The organism is Allorhizobium sp. NPDC080224 (assembly GCF_050281005.1).
In the GTDB taxonomy this organism is placed as follows: domain Bacteria; phylum Pseudomonadota; class Alphaproteobacteria; order Rhizobiales; family Rhizobiaceae; genus Allorhizobium.
In genome coordinates this window covers 1,712,959-1,732,704 of record NZ_JBNNWJ010000001.1, presented here as the reverse complement: position 1 = coordinate 1,732,704, position 19,746 = coordinate 1,712,959, and the positions used below count along the sequence as shown (strand labels likewise).

General features: G+C 59.5%; 32 protein-coding genes. 8 read left to right on the top strand and 24 right to left on the bottom strand.

All coding sequences use genetic code 11. The annotated features are described in order from the left end of the window. Positions 1-39 precede the first annotated feature (39 nt). From ACQKP1_RS08705 to msrQ, 3 genes are all read left to right on the top strand, one after another. Entirely contained in the window at positions 40-645 is a 606-nt protein-coding gene (locus ACQKP1_RS08705) for a thermonuclease family protein (protein ID WP_427274939.1), read from the top strand. A gap of 159 nt (positions 646-804) precedes the next feature. Beyond that, positions 805-1,755 carry a protein-methionine-sulfoxide reductase catalytic subunit MsrP gene (msrP, locus tag ACQKP1_RS08700; RefSeq protein ID WP_427274938.1) on the top strand — a complete coding sequence of 317 codons (951 nt, stop codon included), beginning with the start codon at positions 805-807 and terminating at the stop codon, positions 1,753-1,755. After that, positions 1,755-2,399, top strand: coding sequence for a protein-methionine-sulfoxide reductase heme-binding subunit MsrQ (gene msrQ, locus ACQKP1_RS08695; protein WP_427274937.1), 645 nt, complete (start codon positions 1,755-1,757; stop codon positions 2,397-2,399). The genes msrP and msrQ overlap by 1 nt, the downstream gene beginning before the upstream one ends. On the opposite strand, the gene ACQKP1_RS08690 is transcribed toward msrQ, so the two are convergent. After that, positions 2,396-2,818, bottom strand: a complete 423-nt coding sequence (locus ACQKP1_RS08690) for a DUF2809 domain-containing protein (RefSeq protein WP_427274936.1) — start codon at positions 2,816-2,818, stop codon at positions 2,396-2,398. The genes msrQ and ACQKP1_RS08690 overlap by 4 nt on opposite strands. Before the next feature lie 49 nt (positions 2,819-2,867). Here ACQKP1_RS08690 and ACQKP1_RS08685 point away from each other — a divergent pair, with 49 nt between their 5' ends. The 5 genes from ACQKP1_RS08685 to ACQKP1_RS08665 all read left to right on the top strand — a co-directional run bounded on the left by ACQKP1_RS08685 (position 2,868) and on the right by ACQKP1_RS08665 (position 6,874). Then, positions 2,868-3,740 carry a DUF817 domain-containing protein gene (locus ACQKP1_RS08685; protein ID WP_427274935.1) on the top strand — a complete coding sequence of 291 codons (873 nt, stop codon included), beginning with the start codon at positions 2,868-2,870 and terminating at the stop codon, positions 3,738-3,740. A gap of 112 nt (positions 3,741-3,852) precedes the next feature. Then, complete coding sequence (locus ACQKP1_RS08680; RefSeq protein ID WP_427274934.1) at positions 3,853-4,290, top strand: YciI family protein; 438 nt, start codon at positions 3,853-3,855, stop codon at positions 4,288-4,290. 6 nt (positions 4,291-4,296) lie between these two features. Continuing rightward, positions 4,297-4,725 carry a VOC family protein gene (locus ACQKP1_RS08675; RefSeq protein ID WP_203015364.1) on the top strand — a complete coding sequence of 143 codons (429 nt, stop codon included), beginning with the start codon at positions 4,297-4,299 and terminating at the stop codon, positions 4,723-4,725. Beyond that, a complete protein-coding gene (locus ACQKP1_RS08670; protein WP_427274933.1) occupies positions 4,697-6,091 on the top strand; it encodes an RNA polymerase sigma factor in 1,395 nt (464 codons plus the stop codon). Before ACQKP1_RS08675 ends, ACQKP1_RS08670 begins: the two co-directional genes overlap by 29 nt. Positions 6,092-6,124: 33 nt before the next feature. Then, a complete protein-coding gene (locus ACQKP1_RS08665; RefSeq protein ID WP_427274932.1) occupies positions 6,125-6,874 on the top strand; it encodes a hypothetical protein in 750 nt (249 codons plus the stop codon). A 97-nt stretch (positions 6,875-6,971) separates the two neighbouring features. On the opposite strand, the gene rplQ is transcribed toward ACQKP1_RS08665, so the two are convergent. From rplQ to rplB, 23 genes are all read right to left on the bottom strand, one after another. Continuing rightward, positions 6,972-7,394, bottom strand: a complete 423-nt coding sequence (gene rplQ, locus ACQKP1_RS08660) for a 50S ribosomal protein L17 (RefSeq protein WP_006728660.1) — start codon at positions 7,392-7,394, stop codon at positions 6,972-6,974. Positions 7,395-7,509: 115 nt separating this feature from the next. Further along, the gene (locus ACQKP1_RS08655; RefSeq protein WP_006728661.1) at positions 7,510-8,520 is read right to left on the bottom strand and encodes a DNA-directed RNA polymerase subunit alpha; all 1,011 of its coding nucleotides are present in this window, start codon (positions 8,518-8,520) and stop codon (positions 7,510-7,512) included. Between the two features lie 97 nt (positions 8,521-8,617). Continuing rightward, complete coding sequence (rpsK, locus tag ACQKP1_RS08650) at positions 8,618-9,007, bottom strand: 30S ribosomal protein S11 (RefSeq protein WP_006728663.1); 390 nt, start codon at positions 9,005-9,007, stop codon at positions 8,618-8,620. 129 nt (positions 9,008-9,136) lie between these two features. Continuing rightward, a complete protein-coding gene (gene rpsM / locus ACQKP1_RS08645; RefSeq protein WP_054150977.1) occupies positions 9,137-9,505 on the bottom strand; it encodes a 30S ribosomal protein S13 in 369 nt (122 codons plus the stop codon). 231 nt (positions 9,506-9,736) lie between these two features. Continuing rightward, positions 9,737-10,387: an adenylate kinase gene (locus ACQKP1_RS08640; RefSeq protein ID WP_203015354.1), complete on the bottom strand. Its 651-nt coding sequence runs from the start codon at positions 10,385-10,387 to the stop codon at positions 9,737-9,739. Next, entirely contained in the window at positions 10,384-11,724 is a 1,341-nt protein-coding gene (gene secY / locus ACQKP1_RS08635; protein WP_203015351.1) for a preprotein translocase subunit SecY, read from the bottom strand. The genes ACQKP1_RS08640 and secY overlap by 4 nt, the downstream gene beginning before the upstream one ends. A gap of 238 nt (positions 11,725-11,962) precedes the next feature. Beyond that, complete coding sequence (gene rplO / locus ACQKP1_RS08630) at positions 11,963-12,442, bottom strand: 50S ribosomal protein L15 (protein WP_427274931.1); 480 nt, start codon at positions 12,440-12,442, stop codon at positions 11,963-11,965. A 16-nt stretch (positions 12,443-12,458) separates the two neighbouring features. Then, positions 12,459-12,668, bottom strand: coding sequence for a 50S ribosomal protein L30 (gene rpmD, locus ACQKP1_RS08625; protein ID WP_006728669.1), 210 nt, complete (start codon positions 12,666-12,668; stop codon positions 12,459-12,461). Positions 12,669-12,682: 14 nt separating this feature from the next. Beyond that, positions 12,683-13,252: a 30S ribosomal protein S5 gene (gene rpsE, locus ACQKP1_RS08620; protein ID WP_006728670.1), complete on the bottom strand. Its 570-nt coding sequence runs from the start codon at positions 13,250-13,252 to the stop codon at positions 12,683-12,685. A gap of 144 nt (positions 13,253-13,396) precedes the next feature. Beyond that, complete coding sequence (rplR, locus tag ACQKP1_RS08615) at positions 13,397-13,759, bottom strand: 50S ribosomal protein L18 (RefSeq protein ID WP_113462295.1); 363 nt, start codon at positions 13,757-13,759, stop codon at positions 13,397-13,399. Between the two features lie 12 nt (positions 13,760-13,771). Next, a complete protein-coding gene (rplF, locus tag ACQKP1_RS08610) occupies positions 13,772-14,305 on the bottom strand; it encodes a 50S ribosomal protein L6 (protein ID WP_006728672.1) in 534 nt (177 codons plus the stop codon). A 43-nt stretch (positions 14,306-14,348) separates the two neighbouring features. Next, on the bottom strand, positions 14,349-14,747 hold the full coding sequence (gene rpsH, locus ACQKP1_RS08605) for a 30S ribosomal protein S8 (RefSeq protein ID WP_006728673.1): 399 nt from the start codon (positions 14,745-14,747) through the stop codon (positions 14,349-14,351). Positions 14,748-14,759: 12 nt separating this feature from the next. Next, the gene (gene rpsN / locus ACQKP1_RS08600) at positions 14,760-15,065 is read right to left on the bottom strand and encodes a 30S ribosomal protein S14 (RefSeq protein ID WP_112247648.1); all 306 of its coding nucleotides are present in this window, start codon (positions 15,063-15,065) and stop codon (positions 14,760-14,762) included. A gap of 33 nt (positions 15,066-15,098) precedes the next feature. Next, positions 15,099-15,656 carry a 50S ribosomal protein L5 gene (gene rplE, locus ACQKP1_RS08595; protein ID WP_203015328.1) on the bottom strand — a complete coding sequence of 186 codons (558 nt, stop codon included), beginning with the start codon at positions 15,654-15,656 and terminating at the stop codon, positions 15,099-15,101. Next, positions 15,649-15,957, bottom strand: coding sequence for a 50S ribosomal protein L24 (gene rplX / locus ACQKP1_RS08590; RefSeq protein ID WP_006728676.1), 309 nt, complete (start codon positions 15,955-15,957; stop codon positions 15,649-15,651). Before rplX ends, rplE begins: the two co-directional genes overlap by 8 nt. Before the next feature lie 14 nt (positions 15,958-15,971). Further along, positions 15,972-16,340 (bottom strand): 50S ribosomal protein L14, encoded by a 369-nt coding sequence (gene rplN / locus ACQKP1_RS08585; RefSeq protein ID WP_006728677.1) that lies wholly within the window; start codon positions 16,338-16,340, stop codon positions 15,972-15,974. A 229-nt stretch (positions 16,341-16,569) separates the two neighbouring features. After that, positions 16,570-16,806 (bottom strand): 30S ribosomal protein S17, encoded by a 237-nt coding sequence (gene rpsQ / locus ACQKP1_RS08580; RefSeq protein ID WP_006728678.1) that lies wholly within the window; start codon positions 16,804-16,806, stop codon positions 16,570-16,572. 12 nt (positions 16,807-16,818) lie between these two features. Further along, positions 16,819-17,019: a 50S ribosomal protein L29 gene (gene rpmC, locus ACQKP1_RS08575; RefSeq protein WP_006728679.1), complete on the bottom strand. Its 201-nt coding sequence runs from the start codon at positions 17,017-17,019 to the stop codon at positions 16,819-16,821. Positions 17,020-17,030: 11 nt separating this feature from the next. Then, a complete protein-coding gene (gene rplP / locus ACQKP1_RS08570; protein ID WP_006728680.1) occupies positions 17,031-17,444 on the bottom strand; it encodes a 50S ribosomal protein L16 in 414 nt (137 codons plus the stop codon). A 39-nt stretch (positions 17,445-17,483) separates the two neighbouring features. Continuing rightward, positions 17,484-18,215, bottom strand: a complete 732-nt coding sequence (gene rpsC / locus ACQKP1_RS08565; protein WP_427274930.1) for a 30S ribosomal protein S3 — start codon at positions 18,213-18,215, stop codon at positions 17,484-17,486. Then, positions 18,215-18,604 carry a 50S ribosomal protein L22 gene (gene rplV / locus ACQKP1_RS08560; RefSeq protein ID WP_006728682.1) on the bottom strand — a complete coding sequence of 130 codons (390 nt, stop codon included), beginning with the start codon at positions 18,602-18,604 and terminating at the stop codon, positions 18,215-18,217. The genes rpsC and rplV overlap by 1 nt, the downstream gene beginning before the upstream one ends. Positions 18,605-18,606: 2 nt before the next feature. After that, positions 18,607-18,885: a 30S ribosomal protein S19 gene (rpsS, locus tag ACQKP1_RS08555; RefSeq protein WP_076395920.1), complete on the bottom strand. Its 279-nt coding sequence runs from the start codon at positions 18,883-18,885 to the stop codon at positions 18,607-18,609. Positions 18,886-18,900: 15 nt separating this feature from the next. Beyond that, positions 18,901-19,737 carry a 50S ribosomal protein L2 gene (rplB, locus tag ACQKP1_RS08550; protein WP_006728684.1) on the bottom strand — a complete coding sequence of 279 codons (837 nt, stop codon included), beginning with the start codon at positions 19,735-19,737 and terminating at the stop codon, positions 18,901-18,903. Positions 19,738-19,746 lie beyond the last annotated feature (9 nt).

Here is a 19,746-nt window from a genome sequence, read left to right as displayed (position 1 = left end):
AAGATGTGTTTATTAGAGTTTACCGCGGAAAGGGGAGTCATGATGACCCGGAAACCTGCCCGCGTGATCCTGTTGAAAGATGCCCGCCAGAAGCTCAATCCCGAGCCTGCGCCGCGCTGGAACCCGTTCAAGGCACTCTACCGGATGCGCCGCATCCTGATGATGGCCTGCCTTGCGGTGCTGGCCGTCATTCATTTCGAAAAGCTTCCCTATTCCTATCTGGTTGTCCCGGCATCGAACAAGGTAATCGACTACGCCATCACCGGCGCGGTCGCGCCCCGTACCGAGCCAATCGAGGGCCGCTTCGTCACCTGCGCTGGGGCGCAGCGGATCAATTGCGTCGTCGATGGCGATACTTTCTGGTACCGCGCTGTGAAATACAGGATTTCTGATATCAACACGCCGGAGATCGGGCGCCCTGCCTGCGAGCGGGAACGGCAGCTTGGGCTTCAGGCACAGGTTGCGCTGCTCGACGCACTGAATGGCAGCGGACTTGTCATGGAACGGCGGGAGCGACGCGACGTGGACCAATATGGCCGCAAGCTTCGGGTGGTGCTGCAGGACGGACGCTCCGTCGGCGATGATATGATCGCACGCGGCATCGCGCATCGCTGGGAAGGCCAAAAGCAGAACTGGTGCGGCTGACGCCGCGTCGGCGAAGGCCGCGAAATCTTACAAACTTCCCACTGCATAGACCTACACGAAATTGTTCCTCTCGGACTTCTTTTCCAGGCAATGAAACTCTGGTCTCTATTCTCCCGTCTTCTATCTTAGAGTGACAGAGAAAGCCTCAAGAGGTCTGCTATGCCGGTCTACCATCCGCCGAAGATTGCAAGTTCCGAGATCACGCCAAAGTCGCTTTATCTCAAGCGACGGCATTTCATGGGCGTCGCGGCCGGCGGCATCGCCGCGGCCGGGCTTGGAGCACCGGCACTCGCTGCACCGCTTGCCGCCAAGCCGAGCATCTACACGCTCGACGAGAAGCTGACCTCGAAAGTGGATGTGACGACCTACAACAATTTCTATGAGTTCGGCACCGGCAAGGAAGATCCGTCGCGCAATGCAGGGTCTCTGACCACGCGGCCGTGGACGATCGAAGTGGGCGGACTGGTGGCCAAGCCGCAGGTGATCGATATCGAAACGATCATGAGCGAAATCCCGATGGAAGAGCGCGTCTACCGGATGCGCTGCGTGGAAGCCTGGTCGATGGTGATCCCGTGGATCGGCTTCCCGATCTCGGCCTTGCTCGACCGGGTCGAGCCGCTGGGTTCGGCGAAATATGTGGCGTTCGAAACGCTTGTAAGACCTGAGGAGATGCAGGGACAGGCCGGCATCTTCCAGGCGCTGGAATGGCCCTATCGCGAGGGCCTGCGCCTCGATGAGGCACGCCATCCGCTGGCGATCCTGGCGACCGGCCTGTACGGCGAGACCCTGCCCAACCAGAACGGCGCTCCAATCCGGCTCGTCGTGCCATGGAAGTATGGCTTCAAGGGCATCAAGTCGATCGTCAAGATCACGCTGACGGAAGAGGAGCCAGCGTCGACCTGGAACCTGTTGCAGCCGTCGGAATACGGGTTCTACGCCAACGTCAATCCCGAGGTCGATCACCCACGCTGGAGCCAGGCGACCGAGCGGCGGATCGGCGAAGCGAATGGGCTCTTCGGTGGCGCGCGGATCGATACGCTGCCGTTCAACGGCTATGCCGACGAGGTCGCAAGTCTTTATCACGGCATGGATCTGACGAAGTTCTACTGATGGCCACGCTTGCGCTCCCTGCCCTGCCCGCCCGCTACAAGCCGGCGTCGATCTGGGCGCTTTATGCCATCGGGCTGATGCCGGGGCTCTATGCCTTCTATCTCGGGATCGTCGGCGGCCTCGGCGCCGATCCCGTGCGCGCCTTCGAGCATCTGCTGGGGCTCTGGGCCTTCCGCTTTCTCTGCCTGGGGCTCGCGGTCACGCCATTGCGGGATCTGTTCGGGATCAATCTCATCGCCTATCGGCGCGCGCTTGGGCTATTGGCATTCTATTACGTGCTGGCGCACTTTACCGTGTACCTGACGCTGGATCGGGGGCTCATCCTGTCGTCGATCGCCGGCGACATCCTGAAACGTCCCTACATCATGCTCGGCATGGCGGGGCTTTTGATGTTGGTCCCGCTGGCGCTGACCTCCAACCAGTGGTCGATCCGCAGGCTCGGTCAACGCTGGAACAAGCTGCACAAGCTGACCTATCCGATCCTGCTCGCGGCAATCCTGCACTATGCACTGTCGCTGAAGGTGATCGATCCGGAAGCCGCCTTCTATATCGCGGTCACGGTCATCCTGCTCGGCTACCGCCTGGTGCGGCCGAAGATCATGGAGCGGCGGCGGGCAAAGCGCATGGCGGGCGCGACCCGCTAGTCTGGCGACCCTTTATAGCGCGTGCGATGTCGCGCTTCGAAGAAGGCTGCCAGGACTATGCCAAGGCCATAGGCAACAATATTCCACCAGGAGAAAATGCGCCCGAGCAGGAGAGCGCCTGCCAATGTCAGGCGGAATTCATCGAGCCAGGCCGTGTGGTAGAGGCGGGTGAGCTCCGTGAGCGCTGCGATTACCAGGGCGAGGAGCGTCAGGCGTCCGATCGGCTGTCGCGGCAGCAGCATGGCGATGAGGAAAAAGACCATCGCGCCCCAGAGCGTCGAACCACCGTATTTCACCAGAAAATACGGCAGGCCGATCTCATAGCCGCCGAGCCTCAAAGCCACGCCACACGCGATGATGGCAAAGGCCATCCCCAGCCGGCGCAGGCGTTGTGACATCGTTGCCTTGATTTCGTCCATGAGCGCTTAGTACTGAGGTTGCAACGGAATGCAACAGCGGGGCTGGCAAATGACACTGGTGGCAGAGGGACGCAGGGATCTGCTGAGTGCGCTGGACCGGCGACTGATCGACAATGCGCCGCATCCGCAGCTTACCGGCTTCAGGCGATTCGTTGTCGAATTCGTCATGTTCGGAATCAAGGAGGCGCGCGCCTGCCTGTTTGCCGGCCTGTTCTTCATATCGATCTTTGCTGTACCACGCGCCGGCCTCTTCGGTATTCCGCGCTACGACGTGCTGCTGATCATCGCGCTTGCCATCCAGATCTGGATGGTCTGGACCAAGCTCGAGACATTGGACGAGCTGAAGGCGATCTGCCTCTTCCACGTGGTCGGCTTTGCACTGGAGGCCTTCAAGACGGCCGGTGCCAATCCATCCTGGACCTACCAGGACTTCGCCTATACCAAGCTGCTCGGCGTGCCCTTGTTCTCCGGCTTCATGTATGCCGCCGTCGGCAGCTACATCATCCAGGCCTGGCGATTGCTGGATGTCAGGATCCGCCATCACCCGCCCTACTGGATGGCGATCGGGGTGGCTGTCGCGATCTATCTCAACTTCTTCACCCACCACTACATCGGCGATTATCGCTGGTATCTGGCAGCGCTCTCGATCGGGCTCTACGCCCGCACCACCGTGATCTACCGGCCTTTCGACCGCGACCGGCAGATGCCGATGCTGCTTGCCTTCATCCTGATCGGCTTCTTCATCTGGGTGGCAGAGAACATCTCGACCTTTTTTGCGATCTGGCACTATCCGAACCAGCTGGGCGCTTGGTCGACGGTGCATCTGGGCAAGTGGAGTTCCTGGACGCTGCTGGTGATGATGACGTTTACGATCGTCGCCTCGCTCAAGCATATCCGCGCCACGATCCATATTCCGAAGTGACCGAAACCGATTGCGAAAGATTTTTTTCGCATGCCGTGTCGAAATGGGTTTAGCTCATTCGTTGGGGGAGCAGGATCGCAAGAGAGGTCCTGACAACGAGAGGAGATGAGACATGCGTGTCATGGTGATGGTGAAGGCGACGGCAGACAGTGAAGAAGGCATCATGCCGCCGGCCAAGCTGTTCGAGGACATGGGCAAGTTCAACGAGGAACTGGTGCAGGCGGGCATCATGCTCTCGGGCGACGGGCTCAAGCCATCGAAGATGGGCAAGCGGGTGGCCTTCGACGGACCCGATCGGCGGGTGATCGACGGCCCCTTTGCTGAGACAAGGGAGCTGGTCGCCGGCTACTGGATCTGGGAGGTGAAGGACATGGACGAGGCGGTCGCCTGGGTCAAACGCTGCCCGAACCCAATGATGACACCGAGCGAAATCGAGATCCGGCCCTTCTACGAGATGGAGGATTTCGCCGAGATCGCATCACCGGAAGGACAGGCGAGCCATGACCGCGCCGCCGAAGGGCTCGCGGCTCAGCAGAAGTCGAAGGGCTGAGCCATCATGAGCAAGATGATCTTCATCAACCTTCCCGTGACAGACCTTGCTGCCTCGACCGGTTTCTACCAAGCGCTGGGGGCGACAAAGAACCCGCAATTCTCCAACGAGAATGCGGCTTGCATGATGGTGACGGACACGATCGGCGTGATGATCCTGACGCATGACTTCTACCGGACGTTCACGTCCCGCCCGATTGCCGATGCGAAGGCGACGAGCCAGACGCTTCTGGCATTGACCGTAGAGGCGCATGCGGATGTCGACCGGGTTGTCGGGGCCGCCAGCGCTGCCGGCGGACGGGCCGATCCGAACCCGCCGCAGGATCACGGCTTCATGTGGAGCCGGTCGGTAGAGGATCCTGACGGTCACGTCTGGGAAATCTTCTGGATGGACCCGGCGGCTGCCGGTGGCGACACGACTGGTGTCGACGCCTGAGCCGGTCTCCGTGGTTGACCGGGCTGACGCCGCGTCCATACTCGTGATCATGAGACGAGACGGACAGCCGGCTGCAGGCGCTGCCAAGAACCTGACACTTGCGGCCGCGGACATCGAGAGGATCTATCGTATCGAGCGAGTCCGGCTGGTCGCCGGGCTAGCAAGACATGTCGGCGATCTCACCCTCGCGGAGGACCTGGCGCAGGAGGCCCTCATTTCGGCGCTGGCAACCTGGCCGCGAACCGGCACACCGCCCAATCCGGGTGCGTGGCTGATGACGACGGCCAAGCGGCGGGCTGTCGACCTCTGGCGCCGTCGCCGGATGATGGCACGCCACGAGGCCACGCTTATGCACGACATCGAAACCGCGCATGTGGATGGTTTCGAGGCCGTCGAGGCGACCCTCGACGACGCGATCGGCGACGAGCGGCTGTCGCTGATCTTCATCGCCTGCCATCCGCTCCTTTCCCGCGACCAGCGCACGGCGCTGACGCTGAAGGTCATTGCCGGGCTGGCGACGGAGGAGATCGCCCGGGCCTTTCTTACGCAGGAAACGACAGTTGCGCAGCGCATTGTGCGGGCGAAGAAGGTGCTGCGAGAGGGTGACGTCGCCTTCGAGGTGCCGATTGGAGCAGAACGCGATGCACGCCTCGCCTCGGTGCTGGAGGTCATCTACCTGATCTTCAACGAGGGTTATGCGGCGAGCCGCGGCGAAGACCTCATGCGGCCGCAGCTTTGTGACGAGGCCATGCGACTCGGACGCATTCTGGCCGGGCTCGCGCCAGAAGAGCCTGAAGCACATGGGCTGCTGGCTCTGATGGAGTTGCAGGCCTCGCGCTTCAAGGCGCGGATCGGATCGGATGGCAGCGCGCAGACACTCGAGACACAGAACCGGCGGCTGTGGGACCGGTTGCTGATCCAGCGCGGGCTCGAGGGGCTGGTGACGGTGACGCGCCTTGGAGGCGAAGACGGGATCTATGCGCTGCAGGCGGCGCTTGCAGCCGTGCATGCGCGGGCGGCGAGGTTCGAGGATACGGACTGGGGGCAGAGCGCCGAACTGTATGACCGCCTCATCGAACGTGTCCCCTCGCCCGTGGTCGCGCTGAACCGGGCGGTGGCCCATGCCATGGCGTTCGGACCGGAGACGGGGCTGGCGCTGCTGGCGGAGATCGAGGCGGAGCCGCAGCTTGCCGACTACCTGCCGCTCTATGCGGCAAAGGGGGATTTTCTGATGCGGCTGGGACGGATGTCGGAGGCGAGCGTGGCGTTCGAACGGGCAGCCAGTCTCAGCGACAACGCGGCGGAACGGGCGTTTCTATTGAGGCGGGCGAAAACCTGTATCGCAACACTAGAGACGCAACTATGATGCGCCCTGCGCAATCACAGATTGGAGGAAGTAATGGCCATTGATCGACCATTTAGAAGAACAGTCCGCCAATTCGTCGACGGCGCCTACTCCGAAGGAGGCCGATGGGGTTATGTAACGCATCCAAAATTCAGCTCAGAACCGGAGCACTACATCCGAGCCTATGAACTTATCCAAAAAGATATGATCGAGCTATTCGACTATATCGAACCCGACGACCGAAACTTGCCAACTTACTCGTTTCGCATACATGAGCTCTTTATCAGGACATGCATCGAACTCGAAGCCAATTTCAAAGCGATCTTGATCGAGAACGCATACAAGAAACGTGGAAACTGGACCATTCAAGACTATCGAAAGATTGAGGCGTCTCATTTCCTATCCAGGTATGAGGTGAGGTTACCCATCTGGCGCACAGGCACGAAAGTGTTGATCCCTTTCCAAGATTGGACGTCAGACAAGAAACCAACTTGGTATCAAGAATATCATGCTACTAAACACGATCGCCATGCTGCTTTCTCAAAAGCAAATTTCGAAAACTTGCTGAACTCGATAACCGGCTTGGTGGTTCTGTTACAGGCCCAGTTTCTAGATGGCCCGTTTGCACAGACAGCAAGCCTTGCGATCACTCTTGGACCAAGTGACGGCTATAAAAAGGCCATCGGTGGATACTTCAAAATCAAACCACCCACCGACATACCAAGCGCGGATCGCTACGACTTCAATTGGCAAACACTGAACGCGATTGAAGACCCCTTCACCAATTATCCTTACCCCACCTGATTTGGGTCATCGGCATCAAAAAGGTTCAGTAACCAAACACAAAAAGCCGGGTGATCGCTCACCCGGCTTTTTTCATCCTTCCCTTACGGGAAGTAACTTACGCAGCTTCAGCTTCGGCTTCAGCGGCGACGCGGGCCTTGTCGGCTGCGCCCTTGGCGTCAACGTCGCGCTCGACGAATTCGATGACAGCCATGGCGGCGTTGTCGCCCTGGCGGAAACCGGCCTTCATGATACGCAGGTAGCCGCCGTTGCGGGTGGCGTAGCGCGTTGCGATGGCGTCGAAGAGCTTCTTCACGGCATCAACGTCCTTGATCTGCGAGATGGCCTGACGACGAGCGTGCAGGTCGCCGCGCTTGCCGAGGGTGACCAGCTTCTCGACGATCGGGCGAATTTCCTTCGCCTTCGGGAGCGTCGTGACGATCTGCTCATGGGTGATGAGCGAAGCAGCCATGTTGGCGAACATCGCCTTACGGTGGCTGGCGGTACGGTTCAGCTTGCGGCCGGCTTTCTGGTGGCGCATTGCTATTCTCCTTTGAGTGCAGGCTCTGTCTCAGAGGCTGCCGTTTCCTGACACATACGGGCATTCACCCGCAGTTTGACTGGAAAAGGCAGAGACGGCCCTGCCTTTATCTTTTTCAGTACTGGTCTTCGTAGCGCTTGGCGAGATCTTCGATGTTCTCAGGCGGCCATGCCGGTACTTCCATACCGAGGTGCAGGCCCATGGAAGCGAGAACTTCCTTGATTTCGTTCAGCGACTTGCGACCGAAGTTCGGCGTGCGCAGCATCTCTGCCTCGGTCTTCTGGATCAGATCGCCGATGTAAACGATGTTGTCGTTCTTCAGGCAGTTTGCCGAGCGGACCGAAAGCTCCAGCTCGTCGACCTTCTTGAGCAGCGCCGGGTTGAAGGCAAGCTCGGTGACGGCTTCTTCTTCGGCTTCCTTCTGCGGCTCGTCGAAGTTGACGAAGACGCCGAGCTGGTCCTGGAGAATACGAGCCGCGAAAGCGACTGCATCTTCCCCGGTGACCGAACCATCGGTTTCGATGGTCATCAGCAGCTTGTCATAGTCGAGAACCTGTCCTTCGCGGGTGTTTTCCACCTTGTAGGACACCTTCTTGACCGGCGAGTAGAGGCTGTCGACCGGGATGAGACCGATCGGTGCATCTTCCGCGCGGTTGCGCTCGGCAGGAACATAGCCCTTGCCGTTGTTGACCGTGAACTCCATGCGGATTTCAGCACCTTCGTCCAGGGTGCAGATCACGTGGTTGGGGTTCAGGATCTCAATGTCGCCGACCGTCTGGATGTCACCGGCGGTAACAACGCCCGGACCCTGCTTGCGGACAACCATGCGCTTGGCATCGTCGCCGTCCATCTTGATGGCGATTTCCTTGATGTTCAGGACGATGTCGGTGACATCTTCGCGAACGCCCGGGATAGACGAGAACTCGTGCAGAACGCCGTCGATCTGGACAGCCGTGACGGCTGCACCACGAAGCGACGACAGGAGAACGCGACGCAGAGCGTTGCCGAGCGTCAGGCCGAAGCCACGCTCAAGCGGCTCGGCGACGAGGGTCGCCTTGGTGCGGCCGGAGGAGGAAAATTCCACCTTGTTCGGCTTGATCAGTTCCTGCCAATTCTTCTGAATCATGATTTTACCTTCCTTTCGCCATCACCATTCAATCGTGACGGCCGAATATGAGAAGCACCGGGAAGGCGAACCGCCTGCCCGGCAAAACGAAGAATGATTAGACGCGACGCTTCTTGCGCGGACGGCAGCCATTGTGCGGGATCGGGGTCACGTCGCGGATGGACGTGATCATGAAGCCGGCAGCCTGGAGGGCGCGCAGAGCGGATTCACGACCGGAGCCCGGACCGCAAACTTCAACTTCCAGCGTCTTCATGCCGTGTTCCTGAGCCTTCTTGGCGCAGTCTTCAGCAGCGATCTGAGCAGCGAACGGGGTCGACTTACGCGAGCCCTTGAAGCCCTTGGCACCAGCAGACGACCAGGCAATTGCGTTGCCCTGTGCGTCGGTGATGGTGATCATCGTGTTGTTGAAGGTCGAGTTGACGTGAGCAACGCCCGACGAAATATTCTTGCGTTCGCGACGGCGGACGCGTGTGGCTTCCTTGGCCATGGTCTTCCTTTCAGTTGATCTAAACACCGCCGTAATGCCAGCGGCTACACCAATCGAGGCAATAGGATTTAGGCAGTAGCCAGTAGTATCCCTACTGCCCACTGCCTATTGCCAACTGCCTCGAAAAAATTACTTCTTCTTACCAGCGATCGCCTTCGCCGGACCCTTGCGGGTGCGGGCGTTGGTGTGCGTGCGCTGACCGCGAACCGGCAGACCACGACGGTGGCGCAGGCCACGGTAGCAGCCGAGGTCCATCAAACGCTTGATGTTCATCGCGGTATCGCGACGCAGGTCACCTTCGACCTGGTAATCGCGGTCGATGGTTTCGCGGATCTGAAGAACTTCAGCGTCGGTCAGCTGGTGAACGCGCTTGTCAGCCGGAAGACCGACCTTCTCCATGATTTCAGATGCGAACTTCGGTCCAATCCCGTGAATGTAGGTCAGCGCAATAACAACGCGCTTCGCAGTCGGGATGTTGACGCCAGCGATACGTGCCACGCCTATTCTCCTTGCTTCCAGTTGCCATCCGGCAAGTGGTGTCTCGTTACACGACCCATAGGAGCCGCAATTACAATTCGGGTTCTCGACAAACCAAAACGATCGAACCCGGTCTCCCAGCGTTTTGGAAGAACGCGCCGATCGCAGTCATGTCGCGAGTTGGCGCGGTCTTTAGCGGAATCGGTGGCTAAAAGCAACCGGCCCCGCGAAGATTCTTAAGACTGACGGCTGTCAGAGCTTGGCCAGGATGGCCTCGATCTCGCCGGTGACGGCATCGATCTCACCCATGCCGTCGACCGAATGCAGCTTACCCTTGGCGTGGTAATAGCCGATCAGCGGCGAGGTTTCCTTGTAATAGGCCTGCAAACGCGTGCGGACCGTGTCCCTGTTATCGTCGGGACGACGCTTGAAATGGGTCGAACCACACTTGTCACAAACGCCGTCCACCTTCGGCTTCAGGTTCTCGTCGTGATAACCGGCGCCACAGTTTGCACAGGTGTAGCGGCCGGCGATTCGGTCCGCGAGGATCTCGTCATCGACGCGGATCTCGATCACGCCCGACAGGTCAAGGTCCTTGCCCTTGAGCATCGCCTCGGTGGCATCCGCCTGGACGAGCGTCCGGGGAAAGCCATCGAGAATGAACCCATTGGCACAGTCGGGCGCATCGATGCGCTCGGAGACGATGGCGATGACGATTTCGTCGGAAACCAACTTGCCAGCATCCATGACAGCCTTGGCGCGCTTCCCGACCTCCGTGCCCGCGGATACCGCAGCACGGAGCATGTCACCGGTGGAGAGCTGCGGAATGCCGTGCTTCTCCACGATCCGCTGGGCCTGGGTTCCCTTACCCGCGCCCGGCGGTCCTAACAGAATCAGTCTCATCGTCCCCTCTTTCCTCCACGCAACTTCGACTTCTTGATCAGGCCCTCATATTGCTGGGCGATCAGATGTCCCTGAACCTGTGCTACAGTATCAAGGGTCACGCTGACAACAATCAAAAGCGAAGTACCACCAAGGGCTAATGGGATCCCGGTGCGTGCGATGAGGATTTCTGGCAGGACACAGACGAAAACCAGATAGACCGCGCCGACCGTCGTGATGCGGGTCAGGACGTAGTCGATGTACTCTGCGGTGCGATCACCCGGGCGGATGCCGGGAATGAACCCGCCATGCTTCTTCAGGTTGTCGGCCGTATCCTTCGGATTGAAGACGATGGCCGTGTAGAAGAAGGCGAAGAAGGCAATCAGCGCGCCGTAGAGCAGCATATAGACCGGATGACCGTGCTGCAGAGCGGCGATCACCGTCGTCGCCCAGCCCGGAAGCTGGCTATTGCCGGAGAAGCCAGCAGCGGTGGCCGGCAGGAGCAGAAGCGACGATGCAAAGATCGCCGGAATGACGCCCGCAGTGTTCAGCTTCAGCGGCAGGTGCGAGGTGTCGCCCTGGAACATGCGATTGCCAACCTGGCGCTTCGGATACTGGATCAGAAGACGGCGCTGGGCACGCTCAACGAACACGATCAGCGCGATGACGGCGATGGCCACGACGATGACGGTGAGAATCAGCAAGGTGGACAGCGCGCCCGTGCGGCCGAGTTCAAGCGTTTGGGCGACAGCGGCCGGCAGACCGGCAGCGATGCCGGCGAAGATGATCAGCGAGATACCGTTGCCGATGCCACGCGAGGTGATCTGCTCACCAAGCCACATCAGGAACATGGTGCCGCCAAGCAGCGTCAGAACGGTCGAAATGCGGAAGAACCAGCCCGGGTCGGCAACGATCCCCTGCCCCGATTCGAGGCCGACGGCGATGCCGTAGGCCTGAAGCGCGCCGAGAAGCACGGTGCCGTAGCGGGTGTACTGGTTGATGATCTTGCGGCCCTGCTCGCCCTCTTTCTTGAGCTGCTCGAGGGTCGGCACGACCGACGTCATCAGCTGCACGATGATCGACGCGGAGATGTAGGGCATGATGCCCAGCGCGAAGATCGCCATGCGCTCGACCGCGCCACCGGCAAACATGTTGAAAAGACCGAGGATACCACCGGACTGGCCCTGGAAGGCCGCGGCATAAGCCTCCGGGTTGAGGCCGGGCAGCGGAATATGCGTGCCGAGGCGATAAACCAGCAATGCGGCCAGGGTGAACCACAGACGCTTCTTCAGATCTTCCGCCTTGGCGAAAGTCGAGAAGTTGAGGTTCGAGGCCAGTTGTTCCGCTGCAGAAGCCATAGAATTCTCCGCAAACCTAAACCGGCGACGGTAATCCGTCGAAACCGGAGGCTATTCGTTCAAACTGTTTTTCAGAAAACAGGGCGCGGGAGAAGTTGCGAACAACCGCATGCCTCACACCCTTGTTTTCCAGATGACCCGGAAGACGAAACGTCGTCCATTCCGTCCTGGGATCGTGAGGCTCACATATGGGAGCAAAATCGCCCGGTGTGAAGCACCCCGGGCGATTGTCTGTCACTTATTCAGCGGCTTCCTTGGCTGCTTCGAGCAGCTTGATGGAACCACCGGCCTTTTCGATCTTCTCGACAGCAGCCTTGGAGGCGCCGGCGACTTCGATCGTGACCTTTGCCTTCAGTTCGCCGTCGGACAGGACGCGAACGCCATCCTTGGCGCGACGGATCACGCCGGCTGCCTTGAGCGAAGCGGCGTCAACCGTTGCCTTGGCGTCGAGCTTGCCAGCATCGATCGCGGTCTGGATACGGCCGAGCGAAACGGTGACGTATTCCGATGCGAAGATGTTGTTGAAGCCACGCTTCGGCAGGCGACGGTAGATGGGCATCTGACCGCCTTCGAAGCCGTTGATGGCAACGCCGGAACGAGCCTTCTGACCCTTTACGCCGCGACCACCGGTCTTGCCCTTGCCGGAACCGATACCGCGACCTACGCGGATACGTTCCTTGGAGGCGCCTTCGTTGTCTTTAATTTCATTCAGTTTCATGATGACTTCCCCCGTCTCACTTCTCGTCGACGACGCGAACGAGATGCTGGACAGCACGGATCATGCCACGAACGGAAGGCGTATCTTCCAGGGTGCGGACCCGGTGCATCTTGTTGAGGCCCAGACCAACCAGCGTTGCGCGCTGGACAGCCGGACGGCGAATAGGCGAACCGATCTGCTCGACCGTGATCGTCTTTGCTTCAGTCTTCTTCGTAGCCTTAGCCATGGATCAGACTCCTCTTATTCTTCAGCTGCGTTGCCGGAGGCGGCGCGGCGAGCCTGGAGCGTAGCGTACTTGAGGCCACGCTGAGCTGCCACATCCTTCGGATGCACCTGAGCCTTCAGGGCGTCGAACGTTGCGCGAACCATGTTGTAGGGGTTCGAGGAACCGGTCGACTTGGCGACGACGTCCGACATGCCGAGCGTTTCGAAAACGGCGCGCATCGGACCACCGGCGATGATGCCGGTACCAGCCTTGGCGGAGCGCAGCAGAACCTTGCCGGCGCCGTGGCGGCCATTGACGTCGTGATGCAGCGTACGGCCGTCACGCAGGGGAACGAAGATCAAGTCGCGCTTGGCAGCTTCGGTAGCCTTGCGGATGGCTTCCGGCACTTCACGTGCCTTGCCATGACCGAAGCCTACACGGCCCTTCTGGTCGCCGACGACGACGAGGGCTGCGAAGCCGAAACGACGGCCGCCCTTGACGACCTTAGCGACGCGGTTGATCGCGACCAGCTTGTCGACGAACTCGCTATCGCGCTCTTCACGGTTCTGACGGTCATCCCGCGAACCACGCTTTTCTTGTGCCATTGTCCTTTTCCTTTTTCTTTTCCGGGTGCAATCGGCAGATTACGCAAAGTTCCACCCTGCCCTGTCGGGTCAAGGTGGAATCCGGTGTGACCGGCTTAAAGCCGGAAATCCACCCGGACGCAAGTCCGGGTGGAAATTCTTTGATTAGAAGGTCAGACCACCTTCACGAGCCGCTTCGGCGAGAGCCTTGATGCGGCCATGATAGATGAAGGCGCCACGATCGAAGACGACTTCCTTGACGCCAGCCTTGACGGCGCGCTCGGCGACCAGCTTGCCAACGGCAGCTGCTGCTGCGATGTCGGCGCCGGTCTTGAGCTCGCCCTTCAGGCCACCATCGAGAGTCGAAGCAGCTGCGAGGGTCTTGCCAGCGACGTCGTCGATGATCTGAGCGTAGATGTTCTTCGAAGAGCGATGTACCGACAGACGCGGACGGCCATTTGCCACCGCCTTGATCTGACGCCGTACGCGGTTCGCACGGCGAACAAGTGCTTCTTTTCTGCTTGCCATTTCGCGCGATCCTTACTTCTTCTTGCCTTCTTTGCGGACGATCCGCTCTTCGGCATACTTGACGCCCTTGCCCTTGTAGGGCTCCGGACCGCGATATTCGCGGATCTCGGCGGCAACCTGGCCGACCTGCTGCTTGTTGATGCCGGACACGATGATTTCGGTCGGCTTCGGAACAGCAATCGAGATGCCAACCGGCGGCTCATAGACGACATCATGGCTGAAGCCGAGTGCCAGCTGCAGGTTCTTGCCCTGCAGCGACGCGCGGTAACCAACGCCGTTGATTTCGAGCTTGCGCTCGTAACCGTCCTTAACACCCTTCAGGATGTTTTCGATCATCGTGCGGGACATGCCCCACTTCGAACGAGCATCCTTGGAGTCGTTGTTCGGCTGAACGACAACGGCGTTGTCTTCGAGCTTCACGGAGATTTCGTCATTTGCGACGAAGAAAAGTTCACCCTTCGGGCCCTTGACGGAGACCTTCTGGCCTTCGACAGAGGCGGTCACACCAGCCGGAACCGGAACGGGCTTCTTACCGATACGAGACATAGTTTTTATCCTGTCTGTTCGCTATGGAGATCCCCTGCCCGTCTTAGAAGACGGAGCAGAGTACCTCACCACCAACGTTCTGTTCGCGAGCCTGGTGATCGGCCATCACACCCTTCGGAGTCGAAAGGATGGTGATGCCGAGGCCGTTCGCGACCTGCGGGATGGACTTAACCGAGACATAAACTCGGCGGCCCGGCTTGGATACGCGACCGATTTCGCGAATGACCGAAGAACCTTCGTAGTACTTCAGTTCGATCGTGATCTCGGACTTGCCATTGTCGTAATCGACCTGGCTGTAGCCACGGATGTAGCCTTCGGCCTGCAGAACGTCGAGAACGCGGGCACGGAGCTTGGAGGCCGGGGTGGTGACGGAGCTCTTGCGGCGAGCGGCACCATTCCGGATACGGGTGAGCATATCGCCCAACGGATCAGTCATCGTCATATTGGCGTCTCCTTACCAGCTCGACTTTACAACGCCCGGCACCTTGCCGGTGTTGCCAAGCTCACGAAGCGCGATACGCGACATTCCAAGCTTGCGGTAGAATGCACGCGGACGACCGGTGACTTCGCAACGGTTGCGAATACGGGTCTTGGAGCCATCGCGCGGCAGTTCTGCCAGCTTCAGGGTGGCCTTGAACCGCTCTTCAATCGAAAGAGACTGGTTCATGATGATCGCCTTCAGCCCTGCACGCTTTGCAGCCTGGCTTGCGACGATCTTGCGGCGGCGCTTGTTCTTTTCAACTGCGCTTGTCTTCGCCATATTGAAGTTCCTCTTCTACGCTCGTCGTTACGGTTACTGACGGAACGGGAAGTTGAACTCTTTGAGAAGAGCCCGAGCTTCGTCGTCGTTGGTCGCCGTCGTGCAAACGATGATGTCCATGCCCCACATCTGATCAACCTTATCGTAGTTGATCTCCGGGAACACAATGTGCTCCTTGATGCCCATGGCGAAGTTGCCACGGCCGTCAAAGGACTTCGGGTTCAGGCCGCGGAAGTCGCGAACGCGCGGAAGCGCGATGTTGACCAGGCGGTCCAGGAACTCATACATGCGGGCGCCGCGCAGGGTAACCTTTGCGCCGATCGGCATGTGCTCGCGAACCTTAAAGCCAGCGATCGAGTTGCGGGCCTTGGTGATGACCGGCTTCTGGCCGGCGATCGCAGCAAGATCAGCAGCAGCAACACTGGGCTTCTTGGAGTCGGCAGTTGCCTCACCCACGCCCATGTTGATGACGATCTTGTCGAGCTTCGGGATCTGCATCTCGTTGGCGTAGGAGAACTGCTCCTGCAAAGCCTTGCGGATGCGGTTTACGTATTCAGCCTTGAGCCGCGGCTCGTACTTGGACTCAGCCATCGATCACTTCTCCCGAACGCTTGGCCACACGAACCTTCTTGCCGTCGACGACCTGGAAACCGACGCGGGTCGGCTTGCCGTCCTTGTCGACGATCGCAATGTTCGACAGATGGATCGAAGCTTCCTTACTGATGATGCCGGCTTCCGCGGTCTGCGTCTGGCGCTGGTGGCGCTTGACAACGTTGATGCCACGGACGACCGCACGGTCTTCCTTCGGCATGACCTGGAGGACTTCGCCCGAGCGGCCCTTGTCCTTGCCAGCGAGTACGACGACCTTGTCGCCCTTACGAATCTTTTGCATCGCTCGTCGCTCCCTTACAGTACTTCCGGAGCCAGCGAGATGATCTTCATGTGGTTCTTGGCGCGAAGTTCGCGCGGAACCGGTCCGAAGATACGGGTGCCGATAGGCTCTTTCTTGTTGTCGATAAGAACGGCTGCGTTGTTATCGAATCGAATGACGCTGCCGTCGGCGCGACGGATGTCCTTGGCAGTGCGAACCACAACCGCCTTCATCACGTCACCCTTCTTCACGCGGCCGCGCGGGATCGCTTCCTTGATCGAAACGACAATGATGTCGCCGATGGAAGCGTACTTGCGCTTGGAGCCGCCCAGCACCTTGATGCACATGACACGACGTGCGCCGGAATTATCCGCCACGTCGAGGTTAGTCTGCATCTGAATCATGTCAGGTCGCCTTCTTGTTGTAACCCGAACGGTTGGGCCAAGGCCCCCTATTCCGGCTTATGATAAATTTCTGGTGTGCGCGGGAAGGAAAATACAGGGTGGTTTCCCATACGGGACCTTCCGTGCGCTCAAAGCAAAAGAACGCCCGATTCCGAGCGTTCTCAGCCAGTGGCCTGCTTCATACAGATTTCTGCGCAAGGTGCAAGCCCTTGCGCAGTAAGTCCGTAAATTAAGCCTGGGCGGCAATCACCGTCCAGCGCTTGTCCTTGGAGATCGGTGCACATTCCTGGATGGAAACGACGTCACCGGTCTTGTACTGGTTGGCTTCGTCATGTGCCTTGTACTTCTTGGACCGGCGAACGGTCTTCTGAAGCAGCGGGTGGGCGAATCGACGCTCAACGCGAACAACGACAGTCTTGTCGTTCTTGTCGCTGACAACTACGCCCTGCAGAATGCGTTTCGGCATATTTCTCGGTCCTTAGGCCTTGGCTTCTGCCGCCTTCTGGCGGGCAATGGTTTTCACGCGTGCGATGTCACGACGGACTTCCTGAATACGGGAAGACTTCTCGAGCTGGCCGGTGGCCTTCTGGAAGCGCAGGTTGAACTGCTCCTTCTTCAGCTTTGCAAGCTCGTCGTTCAGCTGGTCAGCGCTCATGGCGCGTACGTCTACGGCTTTCATCGACTTGGTCCTCACTCTGCAATGCGCTGTACGAAGCGCGTCGTGACAGAGAGCTTGGCGGAACCGAGGCGAAGAGCCTCGCGCGCGATCTCTTCCGATACGCCGTCGATCTCGAACATGATACGGCCGGGCTTGACCTTGCACGCCCAGTATTCGACCGAACCCTTACCCTTACCCATACGAACTTCGGTCGGCTTGGCCGTGACCGGAACGTCAGGGAATACGCGGATCCACACGCGACCAGCACGCTTCATATAGCGGGTGATCGCACGACGGGCTGCTTCAATTTCGCGAGCGTTCACGCGGTTCGGTTCCAGAGCCTTCAGGCCGAATTCACCGAATGCCAGATCAAAACCGCCCTTGGCGACGCCCTTGATGCGGCCCTTGAACTGCTTGCGGTACTTTGTACGCTTTGGCTGCAACATTTTCTTACTTCTCCGAGCTTATCTTTCGCCAGCGTTCAATCAAGCGTTCTCGCGGCGACGGTCGCCACGATCACCGCGTTCACGGCTTGCGGGGCCCTGGGCATCGCCCTCCATCGCACGGCGTTCCGATGCCATCGGATCGTGCTCGAGGATTTCGCCCTTGAAGATCCAGACCTTCACGCCGCAGATGCCGTATGCGGTTTCGGCTTCAGCCGTACCGTAATCGATGTCTGCACGCAGGGTGTGGAGCGGAACGCGACCTTCGCGGTACCATTCGGTACGAGCGATTTCGGCACCACCGAGACGGCCGGCGCAGGTGATCTTGATGCCTTCGGCACCAAGACGCATGGCCGACTGAACGGCGCGCTTCATGGCGCGACGGAATGCAATACGACGCTCGAGCTGCTGGGTGATCGACTGAGCAACCAGGGTTGCGTCGACTTCCGGCTTGCGCACTTCAACGATGTTGAGGTGGGTTTCCGAGTTGGTCATCGTCGAGATCTTCTTGCGAAGCTTCTCGATGTCTGCACCCTTCTTGCCGATGATCAGACCCGGGCGAGCCGAGTGGATCGTGACGCGGCACTTCTTGTGCGGACGCTCGATAACGACCTTGGCGATGCCGGCCTGCTTCAGCTCGTCCATCAGATACTTGCGGATCTTCAGGTCTTCGTGGAGCAGCTTGCCGTATTCGGCGTTGTCGGCGAACCAACGGCTATCCCAGGTGCGATTGATCCCGAGGCGGAAGCCAATCGGATTGATTTTCTGACCCATTATGCGGCCTCCCCTTTGGCTTCGACTTCACGCACCACGATGGTGAGGTGCGAGAACGGCTTTTCGATGCGCGATGCGCGGCCGCGGCCACGAGCGTGGAAACGCTTCATGGTGATCGACTTACCAACATAGGCTTCAGCGACGACCAGCTGGTCGACGTCGAGGTCATGATTGTTCTCGGCGTTGGCGATCGCAGACTCGAGAGTCTTGCGAACGGTGCCAGCGATGCGCTTGCGGGAGAATTCCAGCTCAGCGAGCGCGCGCTCGACCTTCTTGCCGCGGATAAGCGCGGCAACCAGGTTGAGCTTCTGGGGGCTGACGCGGATCGTGCGGGCGACTGCCTGCGCTTCGTTGTCCTTGAGCCGGCGTTCGGTTTTTGCCTTGCCCATCGTTACTTCCTCTTCGCCTTCTTGTCCGCACCGTGACCGTAATAGGTCCGGGTCGGAGAGAATTCACCGAACTTGTGGCCGACCATGTCTTCGTTGACCGAGACGGGCACATGCTTTGAGCCGTTGTAAACGCCGAAAGTCAGACCGACGAACTGCGGCAGGATGGTGGAGCGACGGCTCCACATCTTGATCACTTCGCTACGACCGCCTTCACGAACCTTCTCAGCCTTCTTGAGAAGATAGCCGTCAACGAACGGACCTTTCCATACTGAACGAGCCATTTCAGACTACCTCTCTTACTTCTTCTTCAGGTGGCGCGAGCGCATGATGAACTTGTCGGTCGACTTGTTCGAGCGAGTCCGCTTGCCCTTGGTCGGCTTACCCCACGGGGAAACCGGGTGACGACCACCGGATGTGCGGCCTTCACCACCACCGTGCGGGTGGTCGACCGGGTTCATGACGACACCGCGGTTGTGCGGGGTCTTGCCGCGCCAACGGGTACGACCAGCCTTGCCGTCGTTGGTGTTGCCGTGGTCCGGGTTGGAAACAGCGCCGATGGTGGCCAGGCAGGAGCCCGGAACCAGACGCTGCTCACCCGAGTTCAGGCGCAGGATTGCCATGCCGGCATCGCGGCCGACGAGCTGGACATAGGTGCCAGCCGAACGTGCAATCTGACCGCCCTTGCCAGGCTTCATCTCGACGTTGTGGACGATCGAACCGACCGGGATGTACTGCAGCGGCATGGTGTTGCCGGGCTTTACGTCGACAGCCTTTTCCGATGCGATGACCTTGTCGCCGGCAGCAATGCGCTGCGGGGCAAGGATGTAGGCCTGCTCGCCGTCGGTATAGGTGACGAGAGCGATAAAGGCCGAACGGTTCGGGTCGTATTCCAGGCGCTCGACGGTGCCTTCGACGTCGAACTTGCGACGCTTGAAGTCAACCAGACGATAGGTGCGCTTGTGACCACCACCGATGAAGCGAGCGGTGATGCGACCGTAGTTGTTACGGCCACCGCTCTTCGAAAGACCTTCCGTCAGCGCCTTGACCGGCTTGCCCTTCCAGAGGCCCGAGCGGTCGACGATGACCAGCTGACGCTGGCTGGGGGTCGTCGGATTGTAGCTTTTCAATGCCATTGTTCTTGT

Excerpts from the sequence above, each read along its gene's own strand:
- rpmD (WP_006728669.1), bottom strand. The coding sequence starts at position 12,668 with ATGGCTAAGGCTACGAAGAAGACTGAAGCAAAGACGATCACGGTCGAG.
- rpsK (WP_006728663.1), bottom strand. The coding sequence starts at position 9,007 with ATGGCCAAGGAAGCCACACGCGTCCGCCGTCGCGAACGCAAGAATATT.
- rpsQ (WP_006728678.1), bottom strand. The coding sequence starts at position 16,806 with ATGCCGAAACGCATTCTGCAGGGCGTAGTTGTCAGCGACAAGAACGAC.
- rplP (WP_006728680.1), bottom strand. The coding sequence starts at position 17,444 with ATGTTGCAGCCAAAGCGTACAAAGTACCGCAAGCAGTTCAAGGGCCGC.
- ACQKP1_RS08705 (WP_427274939.1), top strand. The coding sequence starts at position 40 with ATGATGACCCGGAAACCTGCCCGCGTGATCCTGTTGAAAGATGCCCGC.
- rpmC (WP_006728679.1), bottom strand. The coding sequence starts at position 17,019 with ATGAAAGCCGTAGACGTACGCGCCATGAGCGCTGACCAGCTGAACGAC.
- rplB (WP_006728684.1), bottom strand. The coding sequence starts at position 19,737 with ATGGCATTGAAAAGCTACAATCCGACGACCCCCAGCCAGCGTCAGCTG.
- ACQKP1_RS08675 (WP_203015364.1), top strand. The coding sequence starts at position 4,297 with ATGAGCAAGATGATCTTCATCAACCTTCCCGTGACAGACCTTGCTGCC.
- rplX (WP_006728676.1), bottom strand. The coding sequence starts at position 15,957 with ATGCAAAAGATTCGTAAGGGCGACAAGGTCGTCGTACTCGCTGGCAAG.
- rpsC (WP_427274930.1), bottom strand. The coding sequence starts at position 18,215 with ATGGGTCAGAAAATCAATCCGATTGGCTTCCGCCTCGGGATCAATCGC.
- ACQKP1_RS08665 (WP_427274932.1), top strand. The coding sequence starts at position 6,125 with ATGGCCATTGATCGACCATTTAGAAGAACAGTCCGCCAATTCGTCGAC.
- rpsN (WP_112247648.1), bottom strand. The coding sequence starts at position 15,065 with ATGGCGAAGACAAGCGCAGTTGAAAAGAACAAGCGCCGCCGCAAGATC.
- ACQKP1_RS08655 (WP_006728661.1), bottom strand. The coding sequence starts at position 8,520 with ATGATTCAGAAGAATTGGCAGGAACTGATCAAGCCGAACAAGGTGGAA.
- ACQKP1_RS08685 (WP_427274935.1), top strand. The coding sequence starts at position 2,868 with ATGACACTGGTGGCAGAGGGACGCAGGGATCTGCTGAGTGCGCTGGAC.
- rplQ (WP_006728660.1), bottom strand. The coding sequence starts at position 7,394 with ATGCGCCACCAGAAAGCCGGCCGCAAGCTGAACCGTACCGCCAGCCAC.
- ACQKP1_RS08690 (WP_427274936.1), bottom strand. The coding sequence starts at position 2,818 with ATGGACGAAATCAAGGCAACGATGTCACAACGCCTGCGCCGGCTGGGG.
- ACQKP1_RS08680 (WP_427274934.1), top strand. The coding sequence starts at position 3,853 with ATGCGTGTCATGGTGATGGTGAAGGCGACGGCAGACAGTGAAGAAGGC.
- rplR (WP_113462295.1), bottom strand. The coding sequence starts at position 13,759 with ATGGCAAGCAGAAAAGAAGCACTTGTTCGCCGTGCGAACCGCGTACGG.
- rpsH (WP_006728673.1), bottom strand. The coding sequence starts at position 14,747 with ATGACGATGACTGATCCGTTGGGCGATATGCTCACCCGTATCCGGAAT.
- ACQKP1_RS08640 (WP_203015354.1), bottom strand. The coding sequence starts at position 10,387 with ATGAGACTGATTCTGTTAGGACCGCCGGGCGCGGGTAAGGGAACCCAG.
- rplV (WP_006728682.1), bottom strand. The coding sequence starts at position 18,604 with ATGGGCAAGGCAAAAACCGAACGCCGGCTCAAGGACAACGAAGCGCAG.
- rplO (WP_427274931.1), bottom strand. The coding sequence starts at position 12,442 with ATGAAACTGAATGAAATTAAAGACAACGAAGGCGCCTCCAAGGAACGT.
- msrQ (WP_427274937.1), top strand. The coding sequence starts at position 1,755 with ATGGCCACGCTTGCGCTCCCTGCCCTGCCCGCCCGCTACAAGCCGGCG.
- secY (WP_203015351.1), bottom strand. The coding sequence starts at position 11,724 with ATGGCTTCTGCAGCGGAACAACTGGCCTCGAACCTCAACTTCTCGACT.
- rplE (WP_203015328.1), bottom strand. The coding sequence starts at position 15,656 with ATGGCTGAGTCCAAGTACGAGCCGCGGCTCAAGGCTGAATACGTAAAC.
- rplN (WP_006728677.1), bottom strand. The coding sequence starts at position 16,340 with ATGATTCAGATGCAGACTAACCTCGACGTGGCGGATAATTCCGGCGCA.
- msrP (WP_427274938.1), top strand. The coding sequence starts at position 805 with ATGCCGGTCTACCATCCGCCGAAGATTGCAAGTTCCGAGATCACGCCA.
- rpsE (WP_006728670.1), bottom strand. The coding sequence starts at position 13,252 with ATGGCACAAGAAAAGCGTGGTTCGCGGGATGACCGTCAGAACCGTGAA.
- rplF (WP_006728672.1), bottom strand. The coding sequence starts at position 14,305 with ATGTCTCGTATCGGTAAGAAGCCCGTTCCGGTTCCGGCTGGTGTGACC.
- rpsS (WP_076395920.1), bottom strand. The coding sequence starts at position 18,885 with ATGGCTCGTTCAGTATGGAAAGGTCCGTTCGTTGACGGCTATCTTCTC.